The sequence below is a fragment of the Sphingobium sp. V4 genome (assembly GCF_029590555.1).
In the GTDB taxonomy this organism is placed as follows: Bacteria; Pseudomonadota; Alphaproteobacteria; order Sphingomonadales; family Sphingomonadaceae; genus Sphingobium.
Window position 1 is genome coordinate 286,205 of record NZ_CP081001.1, and the last position, 15,659, is coordinate 301,863.

Sequence of the window (15,659 nt, forward strand, 5' to 3'; positions counted from 1 at the left end):
GTTGCTTCCATAAGCGTTGTCAAGGATGGCTCCACGGGCCGTCCGGGATGACCTTCAAAGGAAGACCGACATGCTCCGCACATTCTTCACCACCGTCGCCGCCGGCTCGCTGTTCGTCGGCGGTTTGGCTGCAACCCACCTCGCCTTTGCTCAGCCCGGCGCCGACAATGGCCCCCATGCCGGTCATGGCCCGCGAGGTGGCATGATGACGATGGCCGACACCAACAAGGACGGCAAGATCAGCAAGACGGAACTGACCACCGGGCTGGAGGCTCGCTTCGCGAAGATGGACGTCGACAAGGATGGCCAGCTGACCCAGAAGGACCGCGACGCGATGCGCCAGCAGCGTTTGGATACCCGCTTTGCCGCGCTCGACGCGGACAAGAACGGTCAGATCAGCAAGAGCGAATTCGCCGCCATGCATGAAGCGCGCGCCGAAAAGCGTGCGGAACGGCGTGCCGATGCGGGCGAGCCCGACGGCCGGGGCTGGGGCGGGGGCCATCATCGCGGTCCAGGCCGGGGCATGATGCACCGGGGGCCGGGCGGTCCGGGCGGCATGGGCGACGCGAACAAGGATGGCACGATCACCAAGGCCGAGTTCATGGCCGGCGCCGTGACAATGTTCGACAAGGCTGACGGCAACAAGGACGGCTTTGTGACCGCCGATGAGATGAAGGCTGCGCGCCAGGCGATGCGTGGCCAGTGGCAGGACCGCATGGCGCCGACCCCGCCCGCGCAGAAATAGGATGTCGTAATGGCGGCTCCCCGGCGCGGGGTGTTCCTCTCCACCTGGCCCCGACCGACAGCCGCCCGACGGGAAGGGCGAAGGCTTACCCCCCCCCCATGCCTTCGCCCTTCCAACCATTTGAAAGCCATGACAGACAGCCAAGATGAGCGACCGTCCCCATCTCCTGCTCGTCGATGACGAGCGTTCGATCCGCGAACCGCTGGCGCAATATCTGTCGCGCAACGGCTTTCGCGTCACCGCCGTCGAAAATGCGGCTGAAGCCCGGCTGCGGCTGAGCGCGAACGCGATCGACCTCGTCATTCTCGACATCATGATGCCCGGCGAGGATGGCCTGTCACTCTGCCGTCATATCCGGGAGACGAGCGAAATACCGGTGATCCTGCTGACCGCCCGGTCTGAAGAGACCGACCGCATCGTCGGGCTGGAAATGGGCGCCGACGACTATGTGCTCAAGCCCTTTTCGCCGCGTGAACTGGTCGCTCGCATCAAGGTGATTTTCCGCCGCGTCGCCACCGGCGGCCAGCGCGTCACAGCGCCAGACGGAGCCAGCTACGCCTTTGCCGGCTGGTTGCTCAAGGCGCAGGAACGGACCCTGGTCGACAGCGAGGGCGTGTCGCTGCCGCTTTCGACCGCCGAATATAATCTGATGCTCGCTTTCGCCACTCGGCCCAACCAGGTGCTGAGCCGTGACCAGTTGCTCGACATCACCCAGGGGCGCGAGGCTAATGCCTTTGACCGGGCGATCGACAACCAGATCAGCCGACTGCGCAAGAAGATCGAGCCGGACCCCAAGAATCCGACCCTGATCAAGACCGTCTGGGGTGGTGGCTACACTCTGTCCGCCGAAGTGCGCAAACTGTGAGCCGTCTTCGCTTCTGGCCGCAGAGCCTGGTCGGCCAGATCATCGCTCTGGTCGCGATCGCTCTGTTCGTGGCGCAGGCGATCAATTTCGGCTTGCTGCTGCGCGAACGGCAGCGGTTGGAACTCACCGGCCAGACCGCGCCGGCGGTCTACCGCGTCGTCGATGCGCTCGACAGTCGGCCGGAACGGCGCGTGGAACGGGAAGGCGCCCGGCAACGCGGCCGTATGCGCGCACGCTTCGTCACCGGTGCGCCGCGACTGACCGGCGATCCGCGCCCCGATGTGGAGCGGCGCGCGACCGTGATGTTCGAGGATATCGGCCTGCGTATCCTTGCCGTTCGTGCGGTCCAGAATAGCGAAATCATACCGGTCCGGCGCTGGGAACGCATCCGGATGCGCGCCAATGGAGATGGCCCGCATGATCATAACGTTGGCCTGCTGACTCTGGCGGCCGAATATGAACCGGGCAAATGGGTCGTGGCGCAGGCGCGCAGCGGCGCTGATCGGCCGGCGCGCTTTGGCGGCTGGCTGGTTGGCCAGACGCTGATCCTCTATGTCATCGTGCTGCTGCCTTTGCTGTGGATCGGTAGCCGCCTGGCGCGGCCGCTCAAGCAACTCACGCGCTCCGCCCAGCAATTCGCCCGCACCGGCGCGGCCGATCCGGTGGACGAGCGCGGCCCCGGTGACGTGCGCGACCTCACCCTGGCATTCAACGCGATGCGCGCGCGCATCATCGCGATGTTCGACGAGAAGGACCGGATGCTGGGTGCGATCGGCCATGACCTGCGCACACCGCTTGCTTCTCTGCGCGTCCGCGCTGAATCGGTCGAGGATGACGGCGAACGGGCGCGGATGTCCGAAACGATCGACGAGATGAACCGGATGCTGGAGGACATTCTCTCGCTCGCCCGCGCCGGGCGCAGCACGGAGGCGGCGCAGAAGGTGGACCTGGCCGCGCTGGCTGATGCGGTGGTGGAGGACTTCATCGAGCTGGGCTCGCCGGTCGACCTGGTCGAGGGCGAACGCGCGGTCGCTTTCGTCCGGCCGCAGCAGATCCGCCGCGCGCTGCGCAACCTGATCGAGAATGCCGTCGTCTATGGCGACCGCGCCCATGTGTCGGTGCTACACGAAGGGGGCATGATCCGCATCGCCGTGGCCGACGAGGGGCCGGGCATCGCCCAGGATCGCATGGCCGAGATGCTGGAGCCTTTCACCCGCCTGGAAGGATCACGCAACCGCGAGACCGGCGGCGCTGGCCTCGGCCTTGCCCTGGTCCGCGCGATCATGGCCGAACATCAGGGCGAACTGCGCCTTGCGAACCGGCCGCGGGGCGGACTGGAAGCCAGCCTGGTTTTACCGGCTTGAGCCCGAGAGGCAACGGGACGGTGGCGTCGGCCTAGCCGTCCTCGGCCAGATCCTCTCCCGGCGCGGCGTCCACCCAACGGCGCGCCAGCGCATAGGCATGGCCCGCCCGCAGGAAGGCGGCGATCGCCTTTTCCCTTTGCCTGGGATCGAGCGGCTGCGGGGCGTAGGGGCCGAGGCGCTTGCGGCGAGCGAAATGGTCGGCGGCGGACCAGGCATCCGATGCCATCTGCGTATGCGCCCGCTGTCGGTCGTCCTCCGCTATGCCCGCAGCCCGCAGCGCCTCATCGACGCGTCGAGCGCCATAGCCGCGTCGGGCGAGCGCCGCGCTCTTCATCAGCGCATATCCGGCGTCATCGATATAACCCAGCTCGACGAAACGGTCGGCGAGCGCGTCCGGGTCGGCAGGGCGCTCTCCGTCCCAGCCGCGTTCGCGCAGCTTCCGGTTGAGATAGGCAAGCAGCTTGCCCCGGCTCGTCGCGAAGCGCGCGACATGGCGCAACGCCATGTCGCGCAGGGCGGACTCATCAAGCGGCGGAGGGAGGCGTTTGCCGGTCATGCCGTGCCTCAATGCCCGATACGCCATGTTTATGCCACAGTCGGGCCGGAATTTTACCGCGCCTTGTCGGCTAATAAGCGACGCTGGAATGGAATAGGCGGTGCAACTGGCGGTCAAAGCTGCTAGCGGCCGCGCTTTCACGATTTTTAAGACATTGGGTCAACCAATATGACGGGTTCGCAAGAGATGATGGCACCGACGCCGACCACCGATGATCTGCCGCGCCGCTTCTCCGATTTCGAGACGCTGGGCGAGGCGCTGGACTATGCGGCGCAGGGGCGGCGTGGCCTCAATTTCCACGACGCGCGTGGTAACCTGGCGCGCCCCTACCCGTTCAGCGAGCTGCGCGCCGACGCCATCGCCTGCGCTCACCGCCTGATCGCCCACGGCGTCAAGCCGCAGGACCGGGTCGCTCTGGTCGCGGAAACCGGCGCCGACTTCGCGCAGCTCTTCTTCGGCATCGTCTATGCGGGCGCTTGGCCGGTGCCGCTGCCCCTGCCCACTAGCTTCGGTGGCAAGGAAAGCTATATCGACCAGCTCAACGTCCAATTGTCGAGCTGCGACCCGATGCTGTTCCTGTTCCCCAAGGAATTGGAGGATATGGCGGGTGAATCCGGCCGCCAGAAGAATGTCGAAAGCATCGCGTTCGAGGATTTTATCGCGCGAGAAGCCGTGCCCTGCGCCTTGCCGCAAGCCAGGGGCGAGGAAATCGCCTATCTGCAATATTCGAGCGGCTCGACCCGCTTCCCCCATGGCGTCGCGGTGACGCATCATGCGCTGCTCAGCAACCTGTCGGCGCACAGCCATGGCATGGAAGTGCAGGACAGCGACCGCTGCATCAGCTGGTTGCCCTGGTATCATGACATGGGGCTGGTCGGCTGCTTCCTGTCGGTCGTCGCCAACCAGGTATCGACCGACTACATGAAGACCGAGGATTTTGCGCGCCGTCCGCTCGCCTGGCTGGACCTCATCAGCCGCAATGAAGGCACCTCGATCAGCTACTCGCCAACCTTTGGTTATGACATCTGCGCCCGCCGCATGTCCAGCCAGACCAAGGCGCAGGACCGTTTCGACCTGTCGCGCTGGCGGCTGGCCGGCAATGGCGCCGACATGATCCGCCCTGACGTGATGCAGAGCTTCGTCGATGCCTTTGCCGATGCGGGTTTCAGTCCCAAGGCATTCCTGCCGAGCTATGGCCTGGCCGAAGCGACGCTGGCCGTCACCATCATGCCGCCGGGCGAGGGCATCATCGTCGAACTGGTTGAGGAAACCGACCTGTCGGGTGGTGATGCACCCGAAGGCCGGCCGCAGCGTTTCCGATCCATCGTCAACTGCGGCAAGCCCGCAAAGGACATGGTCGTGGAAATCCGCGACGAGGACGGCGCGCCATTGAACGAACGGCAGATCGGCAAAGTGTGGACCACCGGCCCGTCGCTGATGGTCGGCTATTTCCGTGACGAGGCCGCGACCAAGGCTTGTATGGCCGACGGTTGGCTCGACACAGGAGATATGGGTTATCTCAGCGATGGCTATCTCTACATAGTCGGCCGCGCCAAGGACATGATCATCATCAACGGCAAAAATCACTGGCCGCAGGATATCGAATGGGCGGTGGAGCAATTGCCCGGTTTCAAGCAGGGCGACATCGCCGCCTTCGCCATCACCACGCCGGGTGGCGAGGAAGCGCCGGCCGTGCTCGTCCATTGCCGCACGTCGGACAATGAGGAACGCTCACGCCTGCGGGACCAGATCCGCGAGCGAGTGCGCGCCATTACCGGCATGAACTGCGTAGTGGAACTGGTGCCGCCGCGCACCCTGCCGCGCACCAGCTCGGGCAAGCTCAGCCGGTCGAAGGCGCGCAACCTCTATCTGACCGGTGAAATCCGCCCCTACGACATCGCGGCCTGACGGGCGATCATTCCCGCTCGCAAGGTTACTGATTGCTAACCCCTGCCTGCTATCGCCGGGTTGTGGGCATTCAGCAGCGAAACAATGTCGAACCGGAGCGTCAGGAGCGTGCGTCGATGCGCGCCCTGATGGGCCTGCGTGCGCTTGACGGTGAGGCTGCGGGGCGGATATTGGAGGCGCAGCTGCACGCTGCCGATCGCATGGCGATCCTGCGCCATGGCATGAATCTGTGCGGCATGTTGTTCGTCTGGCAGGTTTTCTCCCATTGTTGCTCGGCCCTGCGGCTGGGACTGTGGAGCGGGGGGCTGATCGCCGCCACGGTGATCATGATGCTGCTGGATGATCGGCGCCGCCGGGCTAGCGTGGATGCAGCGGGTCTGCGGTGGCATGGACTTGGCGCTTGGCTGCACGGGCTCTCTTGGACGGCCACCATGCCCGCCTTGTCTCATATGGGCGCGACCGAGGAACTGGTGGCGCTTTGGACCCTGGTCAGCTGCGTCATGGTGTGTGGCGCGATCAGCTATGCGGCGACGCCGTTGGCAGCCAGCGCTTTCCTGCTCACCTGCATCCTCGGCTTGTTCGCCATGTTCGACGATAACGGTCAACTCCCGCTGCGCGCGCTTTCGACCAGCTATGCGCTGCTGTTGCTGGCGGGCTGCTGCATCTATGCTCGCACCTTCGCGCGCCAGCACAGCACGACGGCGCAGCTGGAGGAAAAGAGCGAGGTCGTGAGCCTGCTGCTGCGCGAATATGAGGGAGGCGGTTCGGACTGGTTGTGGCAGACCGATCCGCTGCGCCGGATCAGCGGAGTTTCCAGGCGTTTCGCCGACATGCTGGGCCGGACGCCCGAGCAGTTGGAGGGTATGCCGCTCGTCCAGGCGCTCGCTGGCAGCAGCTGGGAGAGCGGGCGATTCGCCGCTGGCCTGCACAGTCTGGCCGACCATCTCAAGCATCGCGAAAGTTTCAGCAACCTGGTGCTGCCGGTCGAGGTTCAGGGCGCCGTTCGCTGGTGGGAATTGTCGGCGTCACCGCGTCATGACGAAGCCGGCGCCTTTCTGGGGTTCCGGGGTGTCGGATCGGATGTCACGATCCAGCGCGAATCGGCCGACAAAATCGCGCAGCTTGCGCGTTTCGATCCGCTGACCGGCTTGCCCAACCGGGCGCATCTGCGGGAGGCGCTCGATCAGGCGATGGCCGGGGAGCAGGGCCGTGCGCCGGGTTGCGCCTTCCTGATGATCGACCTCGATCGGTTCAAGGCGATCAACGATACGCTGGGCCACCAGACGGGTGACCGGTTGCTGAGCCAGGTGGCGCAGCGTCTGCATCAGGTCTGTTCCGGGCGGGGGTTCTGCGGGCGGATCGGCGGCGACGAGTTCGCCGTGGTCATCCCGCACGCCGACAGCCATGGCATCGCCAGATTGTCCAGCGCGATCATCGGAGCGCTGTCGGCACCCTATCAGGTCGATCGGCATGTGCTGCATGTCGGGGCCTCGGTCGGGTCGGCCCAGGCGCCCACCGACGGTACCGAATCCGATGCACTGATCCGCAGCGCCGACCTGGCCCTCTATCGCGCCAAGGGAGAGGGCGGCGGCATCCATTGCGCCTATGAGCCGCAGCTTCACGCCGAGGCTGAGGAACGGCGCCAGCTCGAACTGGCGTTGCGCGATGCATTGGAAAAGGATCAGTTGCACGTCCTCTATCAGCCGGTGGTGGATGCAGCCGAGGGCCGGGTGGTGGGCTTCGAGGCGCTGGTGCGCTGGACCCACCCGGAACTGGGGCCGGTGTCCCCTGTCAAGTTCGTTCCCGTCGCGGAGGAGGCCCGGCTGATCGGTCCGATCGGCGAATGGGTGTTGCGCACCGCTTGCCACCAGGCCACGACTTGGCCCGAGGATGTACGCATCGCCGTCAACGTCTCCGCCGAGCAGCTGACGCATCCCAGCTTCGTCGCGGCGGTGATGTCGGCCCTGGCGCAGAGCGGGCTCGACGCGCGGCGGCTGGAACTCGAAGTCACCGAGAGCGTCTTCATGAACGATGATGCCGGCGCACTGCGCGTACTCGACCAGTTGCTGGGCCTTGGCATCCAGCTGTCGCTCGATGATTTCGGCACCGGCTATTCCTCGCTCGGTTACCTCAGCCGCACCCGGTTCGATACCATCAAGATTGATCGCAGCTTCGTTGTCGGCGCGTCGAAGAATGTCGCCGAGAGCCTGGCGATCATCCGCGCCGTCGTGACGCTGGCGGATAGTCTGGGCATGGCGACCACGGCCGAGGGTGTGGAAACGGAGGCCGAACTGGAAATGGTCCGCGCCCTCGGGTGCAGGAAGGTTCAGGGCTATTATTTCGGACGCCCGATGCCGGCCGCCGATGCCGCGCGGTTGTTTCCCAAGCCCTTGCAGCAAGCGATCGCCTGAACGACGGGCTATCTGGCCTGAAGCTGACGCTCCACGAGCGTCCACAACGACGCGAAGGCCTGCGCTGGCGGTGAGGTGGGAGCGAAGGCACCCAGCGGCTTGCGGCGCACTGTCATCTGCTCGATCGTGCTTGCCATCGGAATGGCGTGCCAGCCGGACTGGCTTTCCAGAGCCGCGCGGTGCAGGCCGCGGCGACGATCGACCATCGAATAGACCGGCAGGATCGGAGCATGGCTGCCGCCGCGCTGGACCAGATAGCGGGCGACCTCGCCCATTGCCCGCTGCGATAGCGGGGAGGGGATGACAGGGATGACGATCAGGTCGGCGGCGCGCAGCACCTGTTCGCTGGTTTCGGTCAGCCCCGGCGGGCAATCGAGGATGATGCGGTCATAATCCTTGCCCAGGCTCTCGATCAGCTTCGCCAGCCGCTTCTTCTTGTCCATCTCGCGAAAGAGGTGATCTAGGCCGCGGAGCGATGTGTCGGCGGCGATCAGGTCCAGCCCCGGCACGGTCGAAGGCTGGATCAGCTTCCTGACCTCCACATCCTTGCTGAAGATCGCCTGCGCGGCGTCGCGGCTGGTCATGTCGGTGGAGATGAGCCAACTCGCCGCCGCCTGGGGGTCCAGATCCCATAGCAGCGTGCGCCGCTTCGAGATGCTGGCCGATGCCCAGGCCAGGTTGATCGCGAAGGTGGTTTTGCCCACGCCGCCTTTGAGGCTGTAGACGGCGATGGTCGCCAATGCCGGTTCCTTTGCCATGAACGGGGAGGCTAGTTCGTCCTCGCGCCAAAGCAAGCGCTCAAATCATTGCTTTGTTACGCGGTGGTGACGGTTGGTTCAGGCATAGGCGATCAGTCGTCCGAGCGCCGCCACTGTCAACCACAGTAGAAGCGAAAGGAGCGCCACGACGCGAAGCAGGAGATGGGGTGTCGTCTCGCCGCGCCACAGCAGTCGGAAGACAAGGACATTGGCCAGCGCGATGGCGATCAGCAGCAGCTTTGCCTGAAATCGTGGCGATCGGACCAGCGCTCCGGCATCGGCGACGAACAGCAGCGTACCGCTCCCGGCGAGCAGCAGCAGACCCAGGATCGCAAACGGAGTGAGCGCGCGGCAGAGCGGGACGAGCGGCAGGGTGCGAAAGCAGCCGGCGAGCCGCAGGTCGAGAAGACCGATGCCACCCACCAGCAGGATCAGGCCCAGCAGGTGGACGATATTGGCAAGCGGATAGACCCAGGCCGATTCGCGCGCCATCATTCCCAGCGGGCTGGTCTCCAATGCTGCGGCAAGCTCCGCGATCAATCAGCGCAACTCGACGGTCTTGCCATGCGCGGTGATGCGTTCGATGCGCATTTCCGCCGCGCCGTCGCGACGGGGATAGCCTTCCAGCGTTACCGGCTTGCCGTCGGATAGCATGTCCTTGCTCAGTCCGCGCTGCTCCATCCGGGCAACCGGGGCGAGCACGACGTCCCAAGTCCGTTTCTGCCAGGTCAGCTTCGCGCTCCCGTGCGGATTGCCCCAGCGGACATCGGTGAGCGGCGCGGTGATCTTCATCGTCTTCGATGCGTCGTAGCTGCTCCAGCCATGATGGGCGATGGCGGTGGCTGGAACGGACAGGAGGAAGGCGGCGACCCATAAGCGGTTCATGGCAGGACTCCCGGTTGACCTGTCAACAGGACTCCTGGATGCCGCCACGGTTCCTCCGACCGCATCGCGACGCGGATTAAAGGACGTCGCGCGCCTTTTCCGGCGGGCGGGCGATGACGGCGCCCTTGTCGGTGATGACGATCGGGCGTTCGATCAGGATCGGGTGCCGCGCCATCGCGTCCAGCACGGCAGCGTCGTCGCTGGTGTCGAGGCCGATGTCCTTCACCACGGCCTCGCCCTTGCGGACGGCTTCGGACGGGCGGACGCCGGCCCTGGCCAGCACGGCCTCGATCTCCGTGCGGGTGGGCGGCGTCTTCAGATAGTCGAAGACCTCCACCTCCACGCCCGGCATCTCCGTCAGGATCGCCAGCGCCTGACGCGACTTGGAACAGCGGGAGTTATGCCAGATGCTGGCCTTCACGCCTTGTCCTCACGCGCCAGCCAATCCTCCAGCCACTTGATCGTATAGTCGCCGTTGAGGAAATCGGGATCGGTCAGCAGCGCCTGATGCAGCGGGATGGTGGTCTTCATCCCCTCGATCACATATTCGTCCAGCGCGCGCTTGAGCCGCATGATCGCGCCCTCGCGGGTGCGGCCATAGACGATCAGCTTGCCGATCATGGAGTCATAATAGGGCGGTACCCGATAGCCTTGATAGAGACCGCTATCGACGCGGACGTGCATCCCGCCCGGAACATGATAGCTGGTGACGACGCCCGGCGAGGGAGCAAAGGTCTTTGGGTCCTCGGCGTTGATGCGGCATTCGATGGCATGGCCGGTGAAGCGGATATCCTCCTGCGCCACCGACAGGGGCTTGCCTTCGGCGACGCGGATCTGTTCGCGTACCAGATCGAGGCCGGTGATCATCTCCGTCACCGGATGTTCCACCTGAAGCCGGGTGTTCATCTCGATGAAGTAGAATTCGCCATTTTCCCACAGGAACTCGATCGTGCCCGCGCCGCGATAGCCCATGTCGGCCATCGCCTTGGCGCAGATGCCGCCAATGCGTTCCCGTTCGGCCTGCGACAGGACGGGGGAGGGGGCTTCCTCCAGCACCTTCTGGTGACGGCGCTGGAGCGAGCAGTCGCGTTCGCCGAGGTGAATGGCGTTGCCTTTGCCGTCGCCGAAGATCTGGATTTCGATATGGCGCGGATTTCCGAGATATTTCTCGATATAGACGGTGGCGTCGCCAAAGGCGGCCTTCGCTTCGGACCCCGCCTGCTGCATCAGCGTTTCAAGGCTGTCGGGCGAGGTGCAGACCTTCATGCCGCGACCGCCGCCGCCCGATGCCGCCTTGATGATGACGGGATAACCAGCCGCCTCGGCAATCGCCTTGGCCTCTTCAAGGTCGCTGACCGCGCCGTCCGAACCGGGGACGAGCGGCAGGCCGAGCGCGCCGGCAGTGCGCTTCGCCTCGATCTTGTCACCCATGGTGCGGATATGTTCGGGCTTGGGACCGACGAAGGCGATCCCGTGCGCCTCCACGATTTCGGCGAACTTGGCGTTTTCGCTGAGGAAGCCATAGCCGGGGTGGATCGCGTCCGCGCCACTGATCTCCGCCGCCGAAATGATCGCGGCGATGTTCAGATAGCTGTCCTTGGCCGCGGGCGGGCCAATGCAGATCGCTTCGTCGGCGAGGCGCACATGCATGGCGTCCGCGTCGGCGGTGGAGTGGACCGCGACGGTCTTGATGCCCATTTCATGGCAGGCGCGGTGGATGCGGAGCGCGATCTCGCCGCGGTTGGCGATCAGCAGCTTTTCGATGGCCATGAGCGATGCGGGCCTTATTCGATCACGATCAGCGGCTGGTCATATTCGACCGGCTGGCCGTTATCGACCAGCACCGCCTTGACCGTGCCGGCCGAGGGAGCGGTGATCGCGTTCATGACCTTCATGGCCTCCACGATCAGGACGGTTTCGCCGGCGGCGACCTGCGATCCGATGCGGGCGAAGGGCGCGGCGCCCGGTTCGGCCGAGAGATAGGCGGTGCCGACGATCGGCGACTTGACCACGGTGCCGGCGGGGAGGCCGGATTCGGCCGCCGTAGCGGGAGCGGCGGGCGCAGCGGCCGGGGCAGCAGCGACGGGGGCGGCGGCCGGCGCGGCGGCATAGACGGGCGCGGCGGCGGACGCGGCCTTGCGCGCGACGCGGATCTTCCGATCGCCATCTTCCACCTCGATTTCCGTCAGGTTGGTGTCGTCCAGCAGCGCGGCGAGATCGCGCACCAGCTGCACGTCAACCTGCATTGCGCCCTTTTCCTGTTTTTCGGTCATGTGAAGTCCCTGGCCGGTGAATGTCGTTTCTGGTGCCCGCGCCTATGCGTATTTACGGCAAAGCGCAACTTTCGTGCGTCGAGTTACAATTCGAGCGCGGCCTCCAGCGCGAGCATGTAGGAGAGCGGGCCAAAGCCCGCGATCGTCCCCCTGGCCGCCATCCCGACATAGCTTTTGTGGCGAAAAGGCTCGCGCGCGTGCGGATTGGACAGGTGGATTTCGATCACCGGCACGGTGACCGCCTTGATCGCGTCATGCAGAGCGATCGACGTGTGGGTCAGGCCGCCGGGGTTCATGATGATGGCGTGCGCGCCCTCCTGATGCGCTTCCTGCACCCAGTCGATCAGATGGCCTTCATGGTTGGACTGGCGGAAATCGATCTCCACATGGGCGCGATTGGCCGCGTCCTCCATCCGCTCGGCGATATCGTCCAGCGTGTCATAGCCGTAAATGTCCGGCTCACGGGTGCCGAGCATGTTGAGATTGGGTCCGTTCAGCACATAGATTTTGCGCGTGTCGGCCAAGGCGATCCCCCTTCTTCTGTTGCGAGCCGGGGACAAGCGCCCCTATATGCGGCCACGATCCTTAGCCCTTCCTGTCTCGCCTAGTCGAGACACTTCGCATGTTCGGGAAAGCATAGTGAGCATAGACGGCACCATTTCCATCCGCATCAATGGCGAGCATCGCCGCATCCGCGAGGGACAGACCCTGGCCGAACTGGCCAGCGAACTGGGCTTCGTGCCGGAAAAGGTGGCGGTGGAGCGCAATCTGGAGGTTGTGCCGCGTTCCACCCTGGCGCAGGTCCGGGTCGAGGATGGCGACGAACTGGAGATCGTGCATTTCGTGGGTGGCGGCGACGTGACCGCCCTGGATGATGACAGCTGGACCGTTGCGGGCAAGACATTCCGATCGCGCCTGATCGTGGGGACGGGCAAATATAAGAGCTTCGAGCAGAATGCGGCGGCGCTGGCGGCGTCGGGGGCGGAGATCGTCACGGTCGCGGTGCGGCGCGTGAATGTCAGCGATCCCAAGGCGCCGATGCTGACCGACTATATCGACCCGAAGAAGATCACTTATCTGCCCAACACCGCGGGCTGCTTCACTGGAGAGGAGGCGATCCGCACCCTGCGGCTGGCGCGCGAGGCGGGCGGATGGGATCTGGTCAAGCTGGAGGTGCTGGGCGAGGCGCGGACGCTCTATCCCGACATGGTCGAGACTCTTCGTGCTACGGAAGTTCTCGCCAAGGAAGGCTTCAAGCCGATGGTCTATTGCGTCGACGATCCGATCGCGGCCAAGCGGCTGGAGGATGTCGGCGCGGTCGCGATCATGCCGCTCGGCGCGCCGATCGGGTCGGGGCTGGGCATCCAGAACCGGGTGACGATCCGCCTGATCGTGGAAGGCACCAAGCTGCCCGTTCTGGTCGATGCGGGCGTTGGCACCGCATCGGAAGCGGCGCAGGCGATGGAACTGGGTTGCACCGGCGTCCTGATGAACACCGCGATCGCCGAAGCGAAAGACCCGGTGCTGATGGCCGCCGCGATGAAGGCGGGCGTGGAAGCGGGCCGCATGGCCTATCGCGCCGGGCGCATGGGCAAGCGCATGTATGCCGATCCCTCGAGCCCGCTGGCCGGGCTGATCTAGGGGCGGGCGTTCGGAGCGACGCGCCGGTTGGGTTCTCCTCCGAAGTTCACACTGTCGTCGGGCTTTTCGGGCCGATTGCGCTCGCGACGCTTCCGCGATGCGCCTGCGACACGTCCCCGACGCGCCGGTCGGGTCCCATCCACGCGCGCCTGACGCGACGGGCACGCGTCGGCCCCGTCACGGGCGCGCCCCTGTTGTGGGATGGTCGCTGTGGGGTAGTGGACAGGGGGGATTGGGGCGCGCGGATCCATCGCCGAGGGTGGATCAGAGCCGCGCCGGATAGGAAAGTCGTTTGTGGCGCGCGCGGGCGGCGGGCGACATCGGGTGGGGAAATCGGCTGCTGGAGGGGTAGCGGGCGGGCGTCGGCAGCAGGACACCCTTCCGTCAGGGCTGCGCCCTGTTCAACAGAGGCAGGTGACTCTGGTGAACTCCCTTCCAGGGGAGGATGGCCAGTAACAGTCCCTGGCGCTCACGTCCCTTTTTGGGAGAGGTTAGGGGGGGGCGCTTGCGACCAGTTTTTGCCGTTCAATGGCGCGAGAGCCATGCCCGAAAGCGGTCCATAAACGTCGGCTTTTGCAGCAAGCGAACAGCATCAGGCTCGGGGATGCCAAGCAGATAGGCAATCTCAGCAAATGAGATGTCGGGCTTTTCTCGACGTAAGTCTTCGGCCGTCCAGACCAGTCCCGGCGAACGACGGTCGAGAAATGTCCACGGTGTGCTCATGGTTCGGCCGATCCTTAAAACCTGCTCGTAGGTCATGAACTCGTCGGGCCACCGCCCATTTTCCACAGCGGCTTGCCGAACGGACGGTGTGATGCGGCGCAGATAGTGATTGTCGTAAATGCGCTCGTCGGATGCGATCATCCAATCTTGCGAACACCGGTGACAGTTTGAGACATAGAGCCACCATTGATCGCCTCCATGCTCGGCGAGCCGCTCAAAGGACGCAAATACGCGTTCATCCAAACCATCGGAACCCATCGGGACCACAGCAAGATCAGGCAGCGATCCACAATAGCAGTCCGTGTCAGTTGAGGCCTCATCGTTCATGATGGCGACATACTGCCGTTGCGGAACGGCAGCTATAGCGTCTTCAACTTTCAGAGCCTTCAGTCGCTTAACCACCGCCTGCCGTCATGCCGGGCTTGACCCGGCATCCATTTGCTCGACGCCTGCACATTCTTGAGAGGTTGAGGCTCATGGATCCCAGATCAAGTCCGGGATGACGGCGTGGGGCAATGTCCGCACTCCACCCCATTTCGTCATTCCTGTGCAGGCGGGGTGCGTCGTGCGCCGGGGGGCATGATGTCGATTTACCTCGTGTTCCCGCGTAGTTCCAGCCGACTGGCCCGGTCGAAGATGGCGAGGACGAGGGGGTCGGTTTCGGCGGCGCGGACGGCGACGTGGAAGTCGACGGGGGGCATGGCGGGGGCGCCCGGTACCGCGACCAGCCGGCCGCTGGCCAGCTGCTGGCGTGCCATGGGCTGGGGGAAGATGCCGATGCCGCCGCCTTCCAGCACGATGTCGATCATGGTGCGGACATTGTTGCACAGGTTGACCGGGCAGTCGGCCAGGGCCGAGGCAGCGATCGCTTCCTTCATGATGCGGTAGAGCGGCGAGAGGTTGGAGAGCGACCAGATCGGCGTCCTGGCCGCATCCATGGCCGCCAGCGTCGCCGGGCTGGCCAGCCAGAGCAGATCGACTCCGCCGATCGGCGCGGTGCGCAGCATCGGATGGGCGATCCGGCCGGCGGCGAAGGCGATGTCGGCATGGCCGGCCGCCAGTTGCTGGATCAGGTCGGCGGTTAGGGCGATGTCGACCTCAAGGCTGACATGGGGCAGATCGCGGCCAAGCTGGGCGACGAAGCCGGGCAGGCAGCTGGCCGCCGCGATCTCGCCCGCGCCGATGCGGATGATGCCGGTCGCGCCCGCTATGTCGCTGCATCCCATCAGCACGCCCTGGAAGCGCGCCCAGAGCGGTTCGCTTTCGCGCACCAGTTCGCGCCCGGCGGGGGTGAGCGCCATCGTCCGCCCCTCGCGCCGGAAGAGCGCGGTGCCGAGATGGCTTTCCAGTTCGCGCACCCGGGCGGAAATGGCGGGCTGGGTCGTGTTCAGGCGCGCCGCCGCGGCCGCGAAGGTGCCGAGCCGGGCGATCCACAGCAACGTTTCCAGATGGTAGAAGGCGATGCGATTGATAGACATTGTTTTGTCTTAACCGAAAAAACAAATCATTGGTATTGATCGGTCGGCCTGC

16 protein-coding genes are annotated in these 15,659 nt (G+C 65.1%); 6 read left to right on the forward strand and 10 right to left on the reverse strand.

The features are described from left to right. Window positions 1-70: 70 nt before the first annotated feature. From K3M67_RS01470 to K3M67_RS01480, 3 genes are all read left to right on the forward strand, one after another. On the forward strand, window positions 71-745 hold the full coding sequence (locus K3M67_RS01470; protein ID WP_285832074.1) for an EF-hand domain-containing protein: 675 nt from the start codon (window positions 71-73) through the stop codon (window positions 743-745). Window positions 746-890: 145 nt separating this feature from the next. Beyond that, window positions 891-1,610 (forward strand): response regulator, encoded by a 720-nt coding sequence (locus tag K3M67_RS01475; RefSeq protein WP_066860485.1) that lies wholly within the window; start codon window positions 891-893, stop codon window positions 1,608-1,610. Continuing rightward, complete coding sequence (locus tag K3M67_RS01480; protein ID WP_285832075.1) at window positions 1,607-2,974, forward strand: ATP-binding protein; 1,368 nt, start codon at window positions 1,607-1,609, stop codon at window positions 2,972-2,974. The genes K3M67_RS01475 and K3M67_RS01480 overlap by 4 nt, the downstream gene beginning before the upstream one ends. A 31-nt stretch (window positions 2,975-3,005) precedes the next feature. On the opposite strand, the gene K3M67_RS01485 is transcribed toward K3M67_RS01480, so the two are convergent. Then, on the reverse strand, window positions 3,006-3,530 hold the full coding sequence (locus K3M67_RS01485; RefSeq protein ID WP_285832076.1) for a regulatory protein RecX: 525 nt from the start codon (window positions 3,528-3,530) through the stop codon (window positions 3,006-3,008). 186 nt (window positions 3,531-3,716) lie between these two features. On the opposite strand from K3M67_RS01485, the gene K3M67_RS01490 reads away from it, so the two are divergent. Next, window positions 3,717-5,438 (forward strand): fatty acyl-AMP ligase, encoded by a 1,722-nt coding sequence (locus K3M67_RS01490; protein WP_066860613.1) that lies wholly within the window; start codon window positions 3,717-3,719, stop codon window positions 5,436-5,438. 116 nt (window positions 5,439-5,554) lie between these two features. Then, window positions 5,555-7,849, forward strand: coding sequence for a putative bifunctional diguanylate cyclase/phosphodiesterase (locus K3M67_RS01495; protein ID WP_285832077.1), 2,295 nt, complete (start codon window positions 5,555-5,557; stop codon window positions 7,847-7,849). Window positions 7,850-7,857: 8 nt separating this feature from the next. Here the strand turns inward: K3M67_RS01495 and K3M67_RS01500 are convergent, their stop codons facing one another. From K3M67_RS01500 to aroQ, 7 genes are all read right to left on the reverse strand, one after another. Continuing rightward, window positions 7,858-8,607 (reverse strand): ParA family protein, encoded by a 750-nt coding sequence (locus tag K3M67_RS01500; RefSeq protein WP_066860476.1) that lies wholly within the window; start codon window positions 8,605-8,607, stop codon window positions 7,858-7,860. A gap of 78 nt (window positions 8,608-8,685) precedes the next feature. Next, window positions 8,686-9,147, reverse strand: coding sequence for a DUF6644 family protein (locus K3M67_RS01505; RefSeq protein ID WP_285832078.1), 462 nt, complete (start codon window positions 9,145-9,147; stop codon window positions 8,686-8,688). Beyond that, on the reverse strand, window positions 9,148-9,492 hold the full coding sequence (locus K3M67_RS01510; protein ID WP_066860473.1) for a DUF6152 family protein: 345 nt from the start codon (window positions 9,490-9,492) through the stop codon (window positions 9,148-9,150). Window positions 9,493-9,568: 76 nt separating this feature from the next. Next, window positions 9,569-9,913: an arsenate reductase (glutaredoxin) gene (arsC, locus tag K3M67_RS01515; RefSeq protein WP_285832079.1), complete on the reverse strand. Its 345-nt coding sequence runs from the start codon at window positions 9,911-9,913 to the stop codon at window positions 9,569-9,571. Beyond that, on the reverse strand, window positions 9,910-11,262 hold the full coding sequence (gene accC, locus K3M67_RS01520; protein WP_066860467.1) for an acetyl-CoA carboxylase biotin carboxylase subunit: 1,353 nt from the start codon (window positions 11,260-11,262) through the stop codon (window positions 9,910-9,912). The genes arsC and accC overlap by 4 nt, the downstream gene beginning before the upstream one ends. A gap of 14 nt (window positions 11,263-11,276) precedes the next feature. Next, window positions 11,277-11,765, reverse strand: coding sequence for an acetyl-CoA carboxylase biotin carboxyl carrier protein (gene accB / locus K3M67_RS01525; RefSeq protein WP_066860464.1), 489 nt, complete (start codon window positions 11,763-11,765; stop codon window positions 11,277-11,279). A gap of 83 nt (window positions 11,766-11,848) precedes the next feature. Next, window positions 11,849-12,289 (reverse strand): type II 3-dehydroquinate dehydratase, encoded by a 441-nt coding sequence (gene aroQ, locus K3M67_RS01530; protein WP_066860461.1) that lies wholly within the window; start codon window positions 12,287-12,289, stop codon window positions 11,849-11,851. 115 nt (window positions 12,290-12,404) lie between these two features. Here aroQ and thiS point away from each other — a divergent pair, with 115 nt between their 5' ends. Continuing rightward, a complete protein-coding gene (thiS, locus tag K3M67_RS01535) occupies window positions 12,405-13,406 on the forward strand; it encodes a sulfur carrier protein ThiS (protein ID WP_084439118.1) in 1,002 nt (333 codons plus the stop codon). A gap of 525 nt (window positions 13,407-13,931) precedes the next feature. Here thiS and K3M67_RS01540 read toward each other — a convergent pair. Together K3M67_RS01540 and K3M67_RS01545 are read right to left on the reverse strand one after the other, a co-directional pair. Next, window positions 13,932-14,531 carry a hypothetical protein gene (locus tag K3M67_RS01540; protein ID WP_285832080.1) on the reverse strand — a complete coding sequence of 200 codons (600 nt, stop codon included), beginning with the start codon at window positions 14,529-14,531 and terminating at the stop codon, window positions 13,932-13,934. A 188-nt stretch (window positions 14,532-14,719) separates the two neighbouring features. Then, entirely contained in the window at window positions 14,720-15,607 is an 888-nt protein-coding gene (locus K3M67_RS01545) for a LysR family transcriptional regulator (RefSeq protein WP_285832081.1), read from the reverse strand. Window positions 15,608-15,659 lie beyond the last annotated feature (52 nt).

Bases quoted from the DNA above. Each gene is read 5' to 3' on its own strand.
- K3M67_RS01470 (WP_285832074.1), top strand. From the start codon at position 71: ATGCTCCGCACATTCTTCACCACCGTCGCCGCCGGCTCGCTGTTCGTC.
- K3M67_RS01475 (WP_066860485.1), top strand. From the start codon at position 891: ATGAGCGACCGTCCCCATCTCCTGCTCGTCGATGACGAGCGTTCGATC.
- K3M67_RS01485 (WP_285832076.1), bottom strand. From the start codon at position 3,530: ATGACCGGCAAACGCCTCCCTCCGCCGCTTGATGAGTCCGCCCTGCGC.
- K3M67_RS01490 (WP_066860613.1), top strand. From the start codon at position 3,717: ATGATGGCACCGACGCCGACCACCGATGATCTGCCGCGCCGCTTCTCC.
- K3M67_RS01495 (WP_285832077.1), top strand. From the start codon at position 5,555: ATGCGCGCCCTGATGGGCCTGCGTGCGCTTGACGGTGAGGCTGCGGGG.
- K3M67_RS01500 (WP_066860476.1), bottom strand. From the start codon at position 8,607: ATGGCAAAGGAACCGGCATTGGCGACCATCGCCGTCTACAGCCTCAAA.
- K3M67_RS01510 (WP_066860473.1), bottom strand. From the start codon at position 9,492: ATGAACCGCTTATGGGTCGCCGCCTTCCTCCTGTCCGTTCCAGCCACC.
- accC (WP_066860467.1), bottom strand. From the start codon at position 11,262: ATGGCCATCGAAAAGCTGCTGATCGCCAACCGCGGCGAGATCGCGCTC.
- accB (WP_066860464.1), bottom strand. From the start codon at position 11,765: ATGACCGAAAAACAGGAAAAGGGCGCAATGCAGGTTGACGTGCAGCTG.
- K3M67_RS01545 (WP_285832081.1), bottom strand. From the start codon at position 15,607: ATGTCTATCAATCGCATCGCCTTCTACCATCTGGAAACGTTGCTGTGG.